11 protein-coding genes are annotated in these 16926 nt (G+C 68.6%); 5 read left to right on the forward strand and 6 right to left on the reverse strand.

The genetic code is table 11. The features are described from left to right. Nucleotides 1-89 precede the first annotated feature (89 nt). Nucleotides 90-2537, forward strand: coding sequence for a tetratricopeptide repeat protein (locus K7711_RS00180; protein ID WP_222963745.1), 2448 nt, complete (start codon nucleotides 90-92; stop codon nucleotides 2535-2537). Between the two features lie 20 nt (nucleotides 2538-2557). Here K7711_RS00180 and K7711_RS00185 read toward each other — a convergent pair whose 3' ends face one another. The 4 genes from K7711_RS00185 to K7711_RS00200 all read right to left on the reverse strand — a co-directional run bounded on the left by K7711_RS00185 (nucleotide 2558) and on the right by K7711_RS00200 (nucleotide 6431). Then, nucleotides 2558-3571 carry a methyltransferase gene (locus tag K7711_RS00185; protein WP_222963747.1) on the reverse strand — a complete coding sequence of 338 codons (1014 nt, stop codon included), beginning with the start codon at nucleotides 3569-3571 and terminating at the stop codon, nucleotides 2558-2560. Nucleotides 3572-3700: 129 nt separating this feature from the next. Next, nucleotides 3701-4174 carry a flavodoxin family protein gene (locus K7711_RS00190; RefSeq protein ID WP_222963749.1) on the reverse strand — a complete coding sequence of 158 codons (474 nt, stop codon included), beginning with the start codon at nucleotides 4172-4174 and terminating at the stop codon, nucleotides 3701-3703. Nucleotides 4175-4263: 89 nt separating this feature from the next. Continuing rightward, complete coding sequence (locus tag K7711_RS00195; protein WP_235746492.1) at nucleotides 4264-5130, reverse strand: carbohydrate ABC transporter permease; 867 nt, start codon at nucleotides 5128-5130, stop codon at nucleotides 4264-4266. Nucleotides 5131-5168: 38 nt separating this feature from the next. Continuing rightward, entirely contained in the window at nucleotides 5169-6431 is a 1263-nt protein-coding gene (locus K7711_RS00200; RefSeq protein ID WP_222966488.1) for an ABC transporter substrate-binding protein, read from the reverse strand. A gap of 296 nt (nucleotides 6432-6727) precedes the next feature. Here K7711_RS00200 and K7711_RS00205 point away from each other — a divergent pair, with 296 nt between their 5' ends. The 4 genes from K7711_RS00205 (at nucleotide 6728) to K7711_RS00220 (ending at nucleotide 11453) form a co-directional block, all read left to right on the forward strand. Further along, a complete protein-coding gene (locus K7711_RS00205; protein ID WP_222963751.1) occupies nucleotides 6728-9067 on the forward strand; it encodes a carbon starvation CstA family protein in 2340 nt (779 codons plus the stop codon). Nucleotides 9068-9123: 56 nt separating this feature from the next. Further along, nucleotides 9124-9324 carry a YbdD/YjiX family protein gene (locus tag K7711_RS48290; protein ID WP_308014569.1) on the forward strand — a complete coding sequence of 67 codons (201 nt, stop codon included), beginning with the start codon at nucleotides 9124-9126 and terminating at the stop codon, nucleotides 9322-9324. 57 nt (nucleotides 9325-9381) lie between these two features. After that, entirely contained in the window at nucleotides 9382-10872 is a 1491-nt protein-coding gene (locus tag K7711_RS00215; protein ID WP_372460082.1) for an AlkA N-terminal domain-containing protein, read from the forward strand. 65 nt (nucleotides 10873-10937) lie between these two features. After that, nucleotides 10938-11453: a methylated-DNA--[protein]-cysteine S-methyltransferase gene (locus tag K7711_RS00220; protein WP_222963757.1), complete on the forward strand. Its 516-nt coding sequence runs from the start codon at nucleotides 10938-10940 to the stop codon at nucleotides 11451-11453. Between the two features lie 160 nt (nucleotides 11454-11613). Here K7711_RS00220 and K7711_RS00225 read toward each other — a convergent pair whose 3' ends face one another. Both K7711_RS00225 and K7711_RS00230 read right to left on the reverse strand, forming a co-directional pair. Further along, entirely contained in the window at nucleotides 11614-15606 is a 3993-nt protein-coding gene (locus tag K7711_RS00225; protein WP_235746493.1) for an AAA family ATPase, read from the reverse strand. 136 nt (nucleotides 15607-15742) lie between these two features. Beyond that, on the reverse strand, nucleotides 15743-16921 hold the full coding sequence (locus K7711_RS00230) for an exonuclease SbcCD subunit D (RefSeq protein WP_222963759.1): 1179 nt from the start codon (nucleotides 16919-16921) through the stop codon (nucleotides 15743-15745). Nucleotides 16922-16926: the final 5 nt, after the last annotated feature.

The following is a 16926-nucleotide window of genomic DNA, read 5'->3' on the forward strand; positions in this document are numbered from 1 at the left end:
CTCGGAGAGTGGCCGCGGGAGCCCGGCACGATAAACTCGAACGACCGCCGCCCGCGGATGCCCACTCGAGTTCCGGCAAGGGGATGATCATGACCGACGACCGGATTGCGGTGACCGAGACGATTCCGTTGCCCGACGTGCTACGGGCGCTCACCCGGGAGCTCACCGCCATGACAGGCGATCGGACGAGCGGATTCGAGACGCGCGCAGCCGAATTGACGGTGCGGCTGCTGATCGACACCGATGCGGGCGAGCCCCGCTTCCGCGTGGTCGGACCGCAGTCGCCCGAGCCCGCCGGAACCACCACGCACACGCTGAAGCTCACCCTGCAACCGCTGGTGGGCGAGCCGACGCAGGGTGTGTTCGCGCCGGTTCCCGAATCGGAGTCGCAGGCCGGGAACGGCGCCGACACCCTGTCGATTCCGTTTCCGGAAACCATTGCGCAATCGGCGGAACAGTTGCCCGTCGATGTTGCCGAAGCTGCGCAGATCTCGGAATCGAAATCTGCTGAGCCGCAATGGGATACCGATCCAGCAGATTTCGAGCAGACCGCGGCGGAGCCGTCCGAACCGCTGGGCGACACCGGATCCGAATCGCCGAACCTTGCCGACGATCACCCCGACCAGGCGGAAACTGCTGCCGAATCGCAGGATTCGCCGCAACCGCGCCACCTCGCCGTCGTCGAGTCCAACCAATCCGACGCCATGTCCGGCCCAAATGCCCAAACCGTCGCCGAGTCCGTCGGAACCACCATCGCCCAGGTCGAAACACCGCACGGAGAAACATCTTGCGAGCCTGGCGAATCCGGGGCCGGATCGCCGGAGCCGCGCGATGACATCGCGGCCGAGCCCCTCACGGAATCCGGGAGCACAGTCACGTCCGGAACACCGGACCACGACACGGAATCCGACCCCGCCGACACTCCCGAGACCGAGTCGTCGCACATCCCCACCATCGATGAATCCACTGCGGCATCCGAGGTCACCCGGCCCGGAACACCGAGCGCCGATGCGGATTCCGCACCCCTCGGGCTCGTGGACGACACTGCGTACGAACCGGAAAAATCACTCGACGACGCTGGTGGACCGACCGCGGAATCCGACCGCACCGACGCCGCTGAGCCCGGAATATCGCCTGATGCCACCGATTCCGAGCCTGTCGGCACCCCTGATTCCGATCCAGTCGACGCCCCCGTAACCGAGCAACCGACTGGCACCAGCGACGGGTCGACGAACGGCACGACGGAACCACCGGCAATCGCAGAGCCCGTCGTCGACACCGCGCAGACGGTCCAACCAACCGACACCGGTTCCGCACCAGCGGATTCCACGTCCGAATCGGCTTCTCCACAGGACGCGGTCACCGAGACACCAGACCCCGCCGACAACCCCACGGCCCCCATTCCCAGAACCTCCGGCCAGCCGGACCCGAACGCGGCACCGGCCCGAATCACCACGGGCAGTGCGTATTCGGACCTGGACGACGAACACGCCGAGGTGATCGCCCGGTACGAGAAGATCCTGGTCGATCGCGAACGGGCGATGGGCCCGCTGCACCGGCACACCCTGATCTCGGCCGGAAATCTGGCCCGCGCGTATCGGGAGGCCGGGCGATCCTCGCAGGCCATCGACGTCTACGAGCGGGTGCTCACCGACAGCGAGAGCACTTTCGGCCCACAGGATCTCGACACGCTGATCTTCCGCGGCAGTCTCGCGCGCTGCTATCGCGAGGCCGGGCGCATGGTGGAGGCCGTCGACCTGTACGAACGCACCCTCACCGACAGTGAGAAGGGTTTCGGACCCGACCACAAGAACACCCTGACCGCACGTCACAATCTGGCCCTGGCCTATCGCGAGGACGGGCGGCTGGACGACGCGATCGAGCTCTACCGCACCTGCCTGGCGGACAGTGAGCGACTGCTCGGCGCCAATCACCGCGACACCCTGATCACCTGCGATTCCCTGGCCTCATGCCTGCGCGAGGCCGGGATGGTGACGAAGGCGACCGCGCTGGACGAGCGTCTGCTGACCGCCCGGCAACGCGTCCTGGGCCCGGAACATCCGGACACGCTGCACTCGACGGTCAACCTGGCCTCGGACCGCGCCGCGGCGAATCGTGCGGGCGAGGCAGCCGAGCTCTACGAACAGGCATTGAGCACCAGTGAGCGAGTGCTCGGTCCGGACCATCCGCTGTCCGAGCGCGCCCGTATCGGCCTGGCACACGGATACGCGGAGGTCGGCCGCGCGAGCGAGGCGGCCGACCTGTTCGAACGCCTGCTCGCCGACTGCGAACGCCAACTCGGGCCCGACCACCGGCACACGCTCATCGCCCGCAACAACCTCGCGGTCGCCTATCACGACGCGGGCCGCTTCGGCGAGGCGATCGAGGCGCACACCCGCACCGCCGAGGACCGCGAACGCCTACTCGGGCCCGACCACCCCGACACCCTCAAGTCCCGCGAACACCTCGCCTACAGCTACGAGGCCCAACTCCTGGCCCGAACCGCAGGCCCGCAAATCCCTGTGCCACAGGAGTAATCGCACCGGACGAACGTCACTCAGAGATGCACCCGGAACTCGACGATCGAGCGTGTCCCGGCGGGGACGGTCTCACCGAGGTGCAGGCCGGTCGGGGCGGCGAGTTCGGCCAGTTGTTCCAGAGTGCGTTCGCGGCCGTTGACGTAGCAGAGCATGCGCAGATCGCCTTCGGTGTCGGGGATGCCGCCGCGCGAGGTGTCGATATTGTCCACGAGCAGCACCCTGCCGGTCGGGGCGGCGGCCTGCGCGCATCGTTCGAGGATGCGTGCGGCGTGCGGGTCGTCCCAGTCGTGCAGGACACCGGACAGAACGTAGCCGCCCGCACCGGCTGGAAGAGGATCGAAGAAGCTGCCCGCCCGCGCGTCGGCGCGGTGGCCCAGACCGGCCGCGGTGATGGCCTCGATGGCGCGGGCGGCCGGTCCGGGCAGGTCGACGACCGTGCCGCGCAGGTCGGTGTGGGCGCGCAGCAACGCGATCAGCAGACTGGCGTTGCCGCCGCCCACATCGACGACATGTCCCAGCTCGCCCCACGGATACGCGGTGGCGACCAGGTCCGCATCCGCGACCAGCCGGGCGCCCATGACTGCGTCGAAGGATTCGGCGCGAGCGGGATCGGCCGCGAGATCGTCCCAGAACGGCCGGCCGAACTGCTCCGGAAATGCGGGCTCGCCGGTGCGGACGGTGTGCAGCAACTGAACGAAGCACAGGTCGGCGCGGCCGATCGCACCCTCCAGATCGAGCCAGGGACGCAACCCTTGCGGATCGTCGTCGCGCAGGTGCTCACCGAGCGATGTGAGGTCGAATTCACCGGTCTCGGTGTGGACCAGGACCCCGGCGGTCACCAGATGTGCGAGCACCCGGCCCAACGCGTCACGATCGGCGTGCACGGCCTCGGCCAGCGCGTCGGCCGTGCGCGTGCCCGCGACGATGTGATCGGCCAGCCGCAGGGTCGCGGCCACCCGGATCGACATCGGGGTCACCAGATCGGCCGCCGCCCACAGACCCCCGCCCCACCCGGTCGTCTCCTCGGTCACTGGGCCTCCTCGCTCGACGGTTTCCCGGATCACCCGATGGCAGGTTCAATCTAGCCCCGGTCACCGCCGGACGAGCCCGCTACGACGCGTCCGAGCTGCCTGATCGCCGATCCGGCCCGGCTCGAGCGATCAGGACCGCGCGCCGATCCGATCCCGCAACCCCTCGGCGAAGGTGCGCGCGGCGGCCAGATCGTCGGCGTTCGGCCGTCCCTTGCGGATACCGCCGACGGGCTTGAACGGCAGATAGGTGTCGAACGCGCGGCACGAGAACGTCCCGGCGACCTGGAAACCCTTGCGCTCCAGCGCCCCGACCAGCGGCCGGCTGAACGGCTGGAACCGCGCCTCGGGAAATCCGCTGGTGGCGAATACGAATGCGCTGCCGCGCGATTCGACCGCGAGCCCCTCGACGAAATCGCGCAGCCGAGGATGGAAGGCGCGCAGAAAGATTCCCGATCCGAAGCCCACCAGATCGGCCGCCGCCAACTCCGCCGGATCGACCTGCTCCGGCTCGACGACGCGCGCCCGCAGCACCTCCCCCATCACCTCGGCGACCTTCCTGGTGTTGCCGTGCGATACCGATGCGCACACGATCATGACCTTCATGGGATGCTCCCCTCTCCGTACGATGATCCGGACATCCATGCAGACCCCGCCCGAATCCCGATTGTGACAGCCCGGATCTGTGCCGACCGTCACATCTCGCGGCGCGAGAGCCGCAGTTGCAGCACGGTCAGCACCAGCAGCACCGCGAACATCACCCAGGCCAGCGCGGCCGCGTAGCCGACTTGATAGAACCGGAAAGCGTTCTGGAACAGCATGATTCCCAGTACGTAGGTGCCGGTCTCGGGTCCGCCGTTGCCGTCGGTCAGCGCGTAGGCCTGATCGAACGCCTGCACCGTGTTGAGCACGGTGATCACCAGGACGAACGACAGCGCCCCGCGCAGCAGCGGAACGGTGATGGACCGGAACCGCCGCCACGCCCCGGCCCCGTCGATCATGGCGGCTTCGTACAGGTCTCCCGGAATCGCCTGCATCGCGGCGAGCAGGATGACGGTCGCGAACGGCACCCCCTTCCACACTGTGACGATGCTCAGCGAGATCAGCGCCCACCCCGGATCGGTCAGCCAGGGCACCGGCCGCACCCCGAACCACCCCAGCACGATGTTCAGCAGACCGTCGTCGGTGACGAATACGAATCGCCACACCACCGCCATGGCGACCGTCGAGGCGACCAGCGGCAGGAACACCGCGGTGCGAAACAGCGCCATCCCCTTCAGTTTCCGGTTCAGCGCGGCGGCCGCGCCGAGGCTGATCACGACCGTCGGCACCAGCGTCAGCGTCGTGAAGACCGCGGTGTTGCGCAGTGCGATGTAGAACATCGGATCGTCGAACAGCTGACGGTAGTTGGCGAGTCCGGTGAACCGCATGGGCCGGAACAGATCCCACGAATGGAAGCTCAGATACAGCGAGAAGCCCAGGGGGAACAGCATGAACAGCGCGACCGCGGCCAGATTCGGTGCGACGAAGGATATTCCGGCTCGCGATCGCTGCCGGTCCAAGGCGGATCGGTGAATTCGCCGGTTCCCGCCCCGGCCGTTCACGTCGTCGCTCGCAGCAGCGCATCGATGTCCCCCGCCATCGCGCCGAGCGAATCCGCCTGCGCCGCACCGCGCAGCACCCGATTGCAGCCTCGCGACATCAGCGATTCGACCTTCCCCCAGGCCGAGGTGGTCACCATCGTGCGGGAGGCCGCGGGTCCGCCGGTGAGCACCTCGAGATTGCCGATCCGGCTATGCGCAGCGGCGAATCCCGGTGAGCTCATGGCCGATTGCAGTACCGGAACGAACAGACCCGATTCGGCGATGATCGCCTGTCCGATCGGTCCGGTCGCGAATTTCACGAACTCCCAGGCCTGTTCACGTCGCGGACTGTGCGCGGCGATGGCCAGCCCGGTACATCCGATACCGGTGATCGCGCCCGGTCCGCCGCGCGGACCCACCGGCAGTACGGTGACGTCGAAATCCAGATCGTCCTGTTCGACGAATTCCGAATAGAGCCAGTGCCCGCCGAGCAGCATCGCCGCCCGCCCGCCGGCGAACAGATCCGCGGCCGAGTCCGACAACCGATCCGCGACGCTCGGCGCGACCTCGTGCCGCACCGCGAGATCGGCGTAGAACTGCAATCCCTCGGCGAAGCGCGGATCACCGATATCGGTGCGGATCGGCGCTGTCGGCGGACTGAACCACTGCGCGCCGTTGTTCATCCCGAAACAGGCCGCCGAATAGCAGGGCACCCACGCGTCCGCGAATCCCCACTGCCGGACCCGCCCGCGATCGTCGCGACGGGTCAGCGCCTGTGCGGCGGCGAGGAACTGCTCGAAACTCCACGGCTGCGACCAGCGGACCGGGGGCTGAATTCCGGCCTGGGCGAGCAGTTTCCGGTTGTAGTAGACGAACACCCCGGACCACTGCTCGGGCAGGGCGTACCGGCCGCCGCGGTAGTCGAACGTCTCGTACAGGGTCGGATAGCTGTCCGCGCGCAGGGTCGCGGCGTATTCCGGATCGCGGTCGAGCATCGTGTGCAGATCCAGCAGCACCCCGCGGTCGGCCAGACCCGCGAACAGCAGGTCCCAGGCCATCAGCACGTCCGGGCATTTACCCCCGGCACAGTAGGTGAGCATCTGCTGCAACGGGTCAGGGCCCGACATTACGGTGCGGATCCGGATCTCGGGATGACGTTCGCAGAAGGCGGCGATGATCCGCATCCGGGCCCGAGCCTCCTGCGGTCGCGCCTGGAAGAAGAAGGTCACCGCATCCTCGTCGGCGGCGCCGCAGCCGGCCAGGATCGGCGCGGCCAGCATCGATCCGAGCAGGGTTCGGCGGCGCACCGGGTTCACGGACCTCCTCGTCGGCCCGATCGCAGGCGCCGCATTCGACCCGGCACACGCACCCGATCAGGCAAAACATCAGCAATCCAACGGATCAGCACGCGCAGCTTACGGTCGAGACCGCGCGATCCTGAGCAGCACACGCACGGACAACGTTTCCCGCACCGGATCCGCTCGTTACCGCCCCGGCCTGTCGGTCCGCCGTGGCAAACTTCCCCTGTCCGATCCCAAATGTCGGATCCGCACATGAGCACGGGAGAGTTACTCGCATGGCGACGATCGAATACCTGCGGACCGACCCCGACCTACCTCCGGTCGGGGTCGTGGACCGCTCACCCATCAGCACGACGAAGAAGGCGATATTCCTCGTCATCGCCGTCCTCGGCGCTGTCGCCTGGGCGGTGCTGGGAATCAGCCGGGGTGAGAACGTCAACGCCGTGTGGATCGTGGTCGCCGCGGTCTGCACCTACATCATCGCCTACCAGTTCTACGCCCGGCTGATCGCGAACCGGATCACCCAGCCGCGCGACGATGTCGCCACGCCCGCCGAGGAATTGGAGAACGGCACCGATTACCTGCCGATGGACCGGCGGGTGCTGTTCGGCCACCACTTCGCCGCCATCGCCGGTGCGGGCCCGCTGGTCGGACCGGTGCTCGCCGCGCAGATGGGGTATCTGCCCGGCACCCTGTGGATCGTGGTCGGCGTCGTGCTCGCCGGTGCGGTGCAGGACTATCTGGTGCTGTGGGCCTCGGTCAAACGTCGCGGCCGCAGCCTCGGGCAGATGGCGCGCGACGAACTCGGCGTGGTCGGCGGCGTCGCGGCACTGGTCGCGGTGCTGGCCATCATGGTGATCCTGCTGGCGGTGCTCGGCATCGTCGTGGTGAACGCGCTGGCCGCCACGAAGGGCGCGGACGGGCAGTTGCACGGCGGCAGCCCGTGGGGCGTGTTCTCGATCTCGATGACGGTTCCGATCGCCGTGCTGATGGGTCTGTATCTGCGCTACGTGCGGCCGGGCAAGGTCGGTGAGATCTCCATCGTCGGTTTCGTGCTGCTGCTGTTCGTCATCGGGGCTGGTAAGTGGGTCGGCGATTCGGGCTGGGGCCGTTCGGCTTTCACGATGGACGGCACCACGATCTCCTGGATCCTGATCATCTACGGCTTCATCGCCTCGGTGCTGCCGGTCTGGCTGTTGCTCGCGCCGCGCGACTATCTGTCCACGTTCATGAAGATCGGCACCATCGTGCTGCTGGCGGTCGGCGTGCTGATCACCATGCCGGTGCTCAAGGCCCCCGCGATCTCCCAGTTCGCCGGTAACAGCAAGGGCCCGGCCTTCGCCGGCGGCCTGTTCCCGTTCCTGTTCATCACCATCGCCTGCGGTGCGCTGTCCGGATTCCACGCGCTGGTCTCCTCGGGCACCACACCGAAACTGCTGGAGAAGCAGTCCCAGGCGCGCATGATCGGCTACGGCGGCATGCTGATGGAGTCGTTCGTCGCGGTGATGGCGATCATCGCGGCCAGCATCATCGATCAGCACGTGTTCTTCGCGATCAACACCGGCGGCCTGACCGCCACCCCGCCCGGCCTGCCCGCCGGGGCCTCGCCCGCGCAGGTCGCGCAGGCCACCGCCGATGCCGCGGCCAAGAAGATCAACGGGATGAATCTGGGCGGCACGCCCGTCACCGGCACCGATCTGATCAACGAGGCCAAGAGCGTCGACGAGAGTTCACTGCTGTCCAAGACCGGTGGCGCGCCGACGCTCGCGGTGGGGATGTCCCATGTGCTGCAAGGGTTCCTGGGCGGATCCTCGCTCAAGGCGTTCTGGTACCACTTCGCGATCATGTTCGAGGCGCTGTTCATCCTGACCACGATCGACGCCGGTACCCGTGTCGCGCGGTTCATGCTCTCGGACACCCTGGGCAACCTCGGCGGCCCCGCCCGCAGGTTCTCCGATCCGTCCTGGCGGCCGGGCGCGTGGTTGTGCTCGGCGCTCGTGGTCGCGGGCTGGGGTTCGGTGCTGCTGATGGGCGTGACCGATCCGCTCGGCGGCATCTACACGCTGTATCCGCTGTTCGGTATCGCCAACCAGCTGCTCGCCGCGATCGCGCTGACCGTGGTGATGGTGATCGTGGTGAAGAAGGGCCTGGTCAAGTGGGCGTGGATTCCCGCGCTGCCACTGATCTGGGATCTGATCGTGACGATGACCGCGTCGTGGCAGAAGATCTTCTCCGGCGACAAGAATCTGGGCTATTTCAAGCAGCACAGCGTCTACAGCTCGGCCCGCGACGCCGGGAAGGTGCTGTCCCCGGCGAAGAACATGCACGATATGGACAAGGTGATCCGCAACAGCTTCATCCAGGGCACGCTCTCGATCGTGTTCGCGGTGCTGGTGCTGATCGTCGCGGTGATCGGTGCACTGGTGTGCGTCCGGGCCTTGCGCCGGGGCGGGAGCGAGACCACCGAGACGCCCGAGGTGCCCTCGAAGATCTTCGCGCCCAGTGGATTCCTGGCCACCAAGACCGAACGCGAGGTGCAGCAGCAGTGGGACGAGCTGGTGAAAACCGGTAAGGTCGCCGCCCCCGGGGCCGCTCATCCGGTGCCCGCGGAATGACGTCCGCGCCGATCCCGGATGCGGCCCTCGGTGCCCGGGGGCCGCGAGGCAACACGATCCGAGCCGCACGCGGTGTCGCGCGCGCGGCTCGGGCCGTGGCCGGATACGTCAATGCGATTCTGGGCGGCCGGGATTACGCGCGGTACGTCGAGCATCTTCGGCGCAATCATCCCGAGTGCCCGGTCCCGACCGAACGGGAGTACTGGCGGGAGCGGTATGCGGCCGCCGAGCGCAATCCGGCCACCCGCTGCTGTTGACCATATACGTCTGTTTTCCGCTAGCGTGGTGGGCCGGAGCCTGACAGGGTGGATTGCGTGAGTGCACACGGTCTCGAGTTCGAGCGCTGTTACCGCGCGGTCACCACCCGCGACGTCCGTTTCGACGGGCAGTTCGTGACAGCCGTCCGCACTACCGGAATCTATTGCCGCCCATCGTGTCCGGCCATCACTCCCAAACGCGCGAACGTGACGTTCCTGCCGACCGCGGCGGCGGCACAGCAGTCCGGATTCCGAGCCTGCCGCCGCTGCCTGCCCGACGCCGCACCCGGTTCACCGCTGTGGAACACCCGCGCCGACCTGGCCGCGCGCGCCATGCGACTGATCGCCGACGGGGTGATCGAACGCGGTGGCGTGCCCGCGCTGGCCGGATCGCTGGGCTACTCGCAACGTCAGCTGACCAGGGTGCTGACCACCGAACTCGGCGCAGGGCCGCTGGCTCTGGCGCGGGCGCACCGCGCGCACACCGCCAGGCTCCTGATCCAGACCACGCGAATGCCGATGTCCGATATCGCCTTCGCCGCCGGATTCGCCAGCATCCGCCAGTTCAACGACACCGTGCGGGAGGTGTTCGCGGTCAGCCCGACGATTCTGCGCGACGAGTCGCGACGGCTGCGCGGCGACACCTTGCCCGCGACGAACGGCATGCTCACCCTGCGGCTGCCCTATCGCGAACCGCTCGACGCGGGCTGGCTGACCTGGTTCCTGTCCTCGCACGCGGTGCCCGGACTGGATCTGTGGGAGGACGGCCACTACACCCGCGGCCTGCGCACACCGCACGGACATGCCACGGTGCGCCTGAGTGTGCAGCCCCGACATGTGCGGGCGGGCCTGGCCCTGCACGATATGCGCGATCTGGCCCCGACGGTGGCGCGGTTGCGACACCTGCTGGATCTGGACGCCGATCCGGTCGGTATCGATGAGGCGCTCGCGGGTGGCCAGGAGTCCGGGCGCGGGCCGATGTTCAGTCCCGGCATCCGCGTCCCCGGCTGCCTCGACGGCCCGGAACTGTTGTTGCGCACCATGATCGGTCAGCAGATCTCGGTCGCGGCGGCCGCCACGCACACCGCCCGCCTGGTCGAGGCGCTGGGCGAGGAGATCGGCGGGCCGGTACCACGACTGTTCCCGACCGCCGCCGCCATCGCCGAGCGCGGTACCGAGGTGCTGACCGGGCCGGCGCGGCGCACCGCGTCCATCGTCTCGGCGGCCCGCGCGCTGGCCTCCGGGGATCTGCGCCTGCACGCCGGCCGCACCGCCTCCGACCTGCGCCGCGATCTGCTCGCGCTGGACGGGGTCGGGCCGTGGACGGCGGATTACGTGACGATGCGACTCCTCGCCGATCCCGACGTGCTGATGCACACCGATCTGGTGGTCCGGCGCGGTGCGACATTGCTGGGCATCGATCTCGGCGACACCGCGCGGTGGTCGCCGTGGCGATCCTATCTGTCCATGCACCTGTGGAAGCAGGCTCTCGCCGCCCGGCCCGCACCCGCGCGGACCGGGAATACGGCCACCGCGGTTGTGCGATAACGGATCTCGCCGCACACAAGCACCGGCCCCCGGGCCGACGAACTGGTGAAAGTAGGTGCAGGACGATGAATACCGCCGAATTCGCGACGATCCCGACGCCGCTCGGGCCGTTCACCACGGTGGTCGATGCGGACGGCGCGGTCCTGGCCGCCGGGTGGACCGCCGATTCCGACGAGCTGGTGCGGGTCGTGCATCCCAGCCTGCGTCCCGATGAACTGCGGCAACGCAATTCGCTCGGCGAGGTGACCAGCGCGGTCGAGAAATACCACGCCGGTGAGGTTTTCGCGATCGACGACATCCCGGTGCGCCAGACCTCCGGCCCGTTCCTGCTGCACGCCTGGGATGTCCTGCGCACCGTCCCACCCGGAAAACCGATCACCTACACCGCATTCGCCGCCCTGTCCGGCCGTCCCGAAGCCGTCCGCGCCGCCTCCAACGCCTGCGCCCGCAACGCCGCCGCCCTCTTCGTCCCCTGCCACCGCATCTTCCGCACCGACGGAACCCTCGGCGGCTTCCGCTGGGGACTCGACGTCAAGGCACGGCTGCTACAGCACGAACAGTCCGCAGCAGCGGCATCCTGACCAGGCACGCCACGCCGAGCGCTGGTATCGCCAGGCCGCGAATGCGGGCAGCCTCGAGGCGATGAACAGGCTCGGGTTGTTGCTCGTTCGGCGCGGAGAACTCACCGAGGCCGAGCGGCGGCACCGCAAGGCCGCCCGCACCGGGGATACACGTAAATCGTTATGCGACAATGGTTTTCAGATGTGAGCCGGTGGGTTGGCGGATGACGTGCAGGCGGCTGGGGATGCGCTGGCGCATTTCGTCCACGTGGCTGACGATGCCCACCACGCGTCCGCCGGAGCGCAGGTCGTCCAGGACGCCCATGACCGCGTCGAGGGTGTCGGCGTCGAGGCTGCCGAAACCCTCGTCGATGAACAGGGTGTCCATCACCAGGCCGCCGGATTCGGCGGCCACCACATCGGCCAGGCCGAGCGCGAGAGCCAGTGAGGCCATGAAGGTTTCGCCGCCGGAGAGGGTTTTGGCCGGGCGGATCGCGCCGGTGTAGTCGTCGCGGATGTCCAGGCCGAGGCCGCCCCGCCGACCGTTGCGGCCCGCGACATCGGTGTGCACGAATTCGTAACGGCCACCGGACATTCGACGCAGCCGTACCGAACCCGCGATGGCCACCTCCTCGAGCCGGGCCGCGAGCACGTAGGAACGCAGCGACATGCGGCGGTTGTTCTCGCCGCGACCGGCCACCACATCGGCGAGCCCGGCCAGTTCCTCGTGGGCGCGCTGCATCGGTGTGATGCGATCCACCGCGGCCCACAGCTGCGTGCCCAGCTCCTCGAGCTGCTGCACCCGGTGTTCGGCCTGGGCGTGCGCGGCCACGGCCGCATCCAGCGCGGTACGCGCCTGTGCGACTAGGGCTTCCAGCTGCCGGACATCACCGAGTTCGGCATCGGCGGCGGCCTGGATGTCGGGTTCGGCCAGGGTGGCTTCGGCATGCGCGCGTTTGCTGTCCGCTTCGGTCAGCTCGCTCTCGATCGCGCTCTGCTCCTGCGCGGTGCGGGTAGCCGCGGCCACCACCTTCGCGTAGGCCGCCAGTACGGAATAGTCCGGTTCCGAACCATTTTCGGGCACAACCACATCCGCGAGCGTCACCAGCTCGGCCCCGCGAGCCAACTGCTCCACCCGGCGCGCCAGCGTCGTCACCTGTTCACGGGCGGCGCCCGCTTCGGTTCGGGCCGTGCGGAGTTCGGTGGCATCGCGCACGAGGGCATCCAGGCGCGCGCGGCGGCGATCCACCGTGCGGTCCGCTCCGGCGGCGAGGCGCAGACGGTCGGTCAGTTCGGCCATCCGGCGATCGGCGGCGATGAGACCTTCCTCCACGGCACTGCTGCGGATCTCGAGTTCACGCAGCTCGTTCTGCAGCCGCGTTTCCTCGGCGCGCAACCGGTTCAGCTCGGCGGTGAGTTCCTCGACGCGGGAACCGGCACGGCGGGCGGATTTGTAGCGTTCGGTGACGACGTTGAGTTCGGCGGACAACTCGGCACGGTCGCCCTCGCCGCCGCGAGCGACGAGCACCGCGATGTCGTTCTCCAGCTCGGACACTCGGGATTTCGCTCGGTCACGGGCGGATTCGGCAGTGTGTTCGGCGGCGACCGCACGTTCCTCGTCGGCCTTGGATGCGGCGGCCGCGGTCGGCTGCGCGGGGGCCGGATGGTCCGCGGAACCGCACACGCTGCACGGCTGTCCGACGGCGAGCGCACCCGCCAATTCGGCCGCCATCCCGGCCAGCCGACGTTCCCGGATCGCGAGCGTGTGCTCGCGGGCATCGACGTGCGCCACCCGCGCCGACTCGAATGCGGTTGTGGCACGGGCAAGTTCGGCACGCCGGGCAGCCAGTCCGGTGGCCGCCTCCGACGCGGTGCGCAGCCGTTCGCATTCCGCCTGCAGTCCGGCCAGCCCGGCCGCCGCCTGCTCTGCCTCGCGCACCCGGACATCCAGTGCGGCAATAGCTTCCGGCATCGCAGCACGAGCGGCGGACACCTTCGCCATACCGGCTTGCAGGGACGACTGCTCCTTGCGCAGCCTCGCGAGTTCGACGCTCACCCGCTGCGCCGACTCCGCATCCGTCCGCACCTCGTCCAGCGCACCGATCTGCGCCGACCACCGCTGAATCGCCGCATCGATCCCGGTGAGTTCGACGTCGGAATCATCGCCGCGGAACGTCTCCCGCACATCGGAGTCGGCATCCGCATCGCCGCCGGACTGATCCGCTACCGGTCCGACACTCGAATCATGTACTCCCGTAGTCGATTCGCCCTCTCGAACCGTGCTACTCGCGATGGCCTCCGAATGGCCCGGCCCCTCGGCTTCGAATTCGCCTGCGGATCCGTCGGTTTCAGCTGCCGAGTCCTCGCCCACAACAGGCGATTCTTCCGCCGACGACGCATCCACCACCGGAGGCAACTCGACCGCGAACAACCCCGGCTCGCCGTCATCGGCAGCCCAGTCGGCCGCCGAATCCACCACGCGTAGCGGCCGATCTCCCACAATGGTCTTCGCAGTCTTGCGCGCCGCATTCCCCCGCCGCGCAGTCGCCTCACTCGATCCCCGCCGCCTGGCCTCTCCTGCGTCGCCGGAAGCCGACTCTCCGGCCCCACTCACATCGGCACCGGGCACCGGATCGATCGAGAACAACTCGAGCTCGACATAGCCGACCGGAGTCTGATCGACACCAGCTTCCCCTCGATGCCCCGACTCACGCCCTTCGGCCCCCGCACCCACGGGCGTTGCGCCCGCGGCGTGGTCGGCCGAGGTGCCGGACCCGCTCGTCGACGCTCCCGCAACACGATCTGCCGCCCTGTCGCCCTCGGCGCTCGTCTCGAGCTCCACCCCTTCACCATCTCGCGTAGAGGTACTCGGGTCGTGGACGAGCGTATCGGATTCGAGGGCCGACGACTGATCCTCTCGATCAGCCGGATCACTTGCTGCCCTGTCGATCTCGCCCGGACCTGCAGGTCCGGATCCAGCAACATCCTCGAACACCGTTCCCGCACTTCGATTCTGGTCCGGAACCGGCGGAATGGCGGCGAGTTCGGCCGCAAGATCGGTGTCGGCGATTTCGGCAGCAGCCAGATCAGCTGCGGCCCAGACAGTTCCGGGTAGTTCGGCACTGGGCGGTTCGAGCAGCCGCGCGGCGAGACGTTCCGCGAGGTCACGGGTGTCGCCGGTGCGCCGACGCAGGGCCGTCGCCGCCGTGCGGGCCTCATCGAGCGCGGTGGCAACCGGCTCGGCGCGACGGGACTGATCCAGTTCGATGCGGCGGCGGGCCCGCAGTTCCGCGGTGGAGGCGTACGCGTCCAGTTGCGAGCGGGCAGCGGACAGGCGGCGATGCAGGTCGTGCAGACGGCGCTGTTGCTCGGCCGCCGCGTGCGCGTCGGTCGAATCCGCTTGGCGCTGTGCTAGTTCGGATTTCGTGGTCAGCACAGTGGCGCGTGCGGTGGTGAGAAGTTGCTGCGACCATTCGGTGGCCTCGAGCGGACCGACGGTCTCGGTCGCGCCCACCCCCGCGGAGACGACCACCTGCCCGATGAGCCGATCGATACTCTGCCGCTGCGCGTCCAGGTCGGCGGTACTGTCCCGGCGACGTTGTGTCAGCCATTGTTCGGCGGTGCCGAATCGCTCGGTGTCGAAGAGCTTTTCGAGCAGTTTTTCGCGATCCTCGTTCTCAGAGCGCAGAAAACGCGCGAAGTCGCCCTGCGGCAGCAACACCACCTGGAAGAACTGATCGGCGCTCATCCCGAGCAGCCGGATCACCTCGTCGCCGATATCGCTGAGCCGCGACAGGTTCTGGCCGCGGCCGTCCAGCCATTCCAACGTGGCCTTCGGTTGCTCGTCCCGCCAGCCCTCGCCCCGCTTCTTGGGCCGCCGGAACTCCGGCGAACGGATCAGCCGCAGCCGCCGCCCACCCAACGTCGCCTCGAGCACCACCCGCGGCGGCGTCTGCGGATCGGCGTGATCGGAGTGCAGCCGCTTGCTGTCCCCGCGTGCCCCCGGCACCTTCCCATACAGCGCGAACGCGATCGCATCCAGCACCGTCGTCTTCCCGGCCCCGGTCTGCCCGTGCAGCAGGAAAAGCCCGTCGCCCCCGAGCACGTCGAAATCCACCACCGCGGTGTCGGCGAACGGCCCGAACGCCGTCAACTCCAACCGGTGCAGCCTCATCCGATCAGCCTCCCACGACCCCGATCACGCATCCCCGCCACCTCCGGCCCACCCTGCCCGCACATCGTGCCTGCCCGACTGCCTGCGCGCCCACGGGCAGTGACAAGACCGCGCTGCTGCCTCCGGACCCGGCCGCTCATGCCGTGCGCTCCCCCACTTCGACCGGCTGCGCTTCGGCTACCTCGCGTTCGGCGGTGGCGGCGGCCAACGCGCGTGCCAGCCAGTCCATTTCGGTGTCGGTGGGTTCGCCGCGCACGTCGGTGAGGAAGCTGTGCGCTACTTCGGTGTCGCGGCGGCCGTGCACCCGTTCACGGTAGCGCAGGTCCGGATTGCCTTCGGGGCGAACCCATTCCACATGCACCGCGTGCGGGAAACGCTGGCGCAGGCGACGCAGGGCGTCCACCGGGCGGGCATGGTCGGTGAGATTCGCCGAGACGTAGTGCTCCTCGGCCTCGACGTGGGCCGGATCGTCGAGCAACTCGTCCAGCGTGCCGGTGAGCTGGGTGAGTCCGCGAACCTGCGGGAGGTCGTGCCGCTCGACGCCGGTGAGCCCCTCGGGCCCCAGATCGAGGATCCACACCGCCTTGCGATGGGAACGTTCGGCGAACGAATACGGCAGCGGCGAACCGGAATACCGGATCGATTCGGACAGCGTCTGCGGTGAGTGCAGATGCCCGAGGGCCACGTAGTCGATCCCCTCGAACGCGCCGGCCGGCACGGTCTCCACCCCGCCCACGGAGATCGACCGCTCCGATCCGGTCGCCTCCCCGCCGACGACGAAGGCGTGCGCGAGCACCACCGAGCGCGCCCCGCCGCGCGCCGCGAGATCCGCGCGCACCCGGCTCATCGCCGCGTCCAGGATCTCCGCGTGCGAACGAGCCTGGGGCACACCCAGTTCCACGCGCGTGATCTCCGGCTCCAGGTACGGAATGCCGTAGCAGGCCACCTCGCCGTACTCATCGCGCAACACCACCGGACGCTGCAGATCCGCCACCGACGTGCGCAGATGCAATCCGCCCGCCGCGGCGAAACTGCCGAGCGCGCCGAGTCGGGTCGGAGAATCGTGATTGCCCGAGGTGGCCACGATCACCGCGCCCGCGGTCCGGATCGCCTCGAATCCCCGGTTGCACACCGCGATCGCATCGGCGCTGGGTATCGACCGGTCGTAGACGTCACCCGGTAGCAGCACCACGTCCACCCGCTGCTCGGCCACGATCTCGGCCAGCGATTCGAGCGAACGCGCTTGATCCGCCAGCAGATCCACACCGTGGAAGGTCCGCCCGATGTGCCAGTCGGAAGTGTGCAGGATCCGCATGCCGC

This window comes from Nocardia coffeae, from assembly GCF_019890715.1.
Taxonomy (GTDB): Bacteria; Actinomycetota; Actinomycetes; order Mycobacteriales; family Mycobacteriaceae; genus Nocardia; species Nocardia jiangxiensis.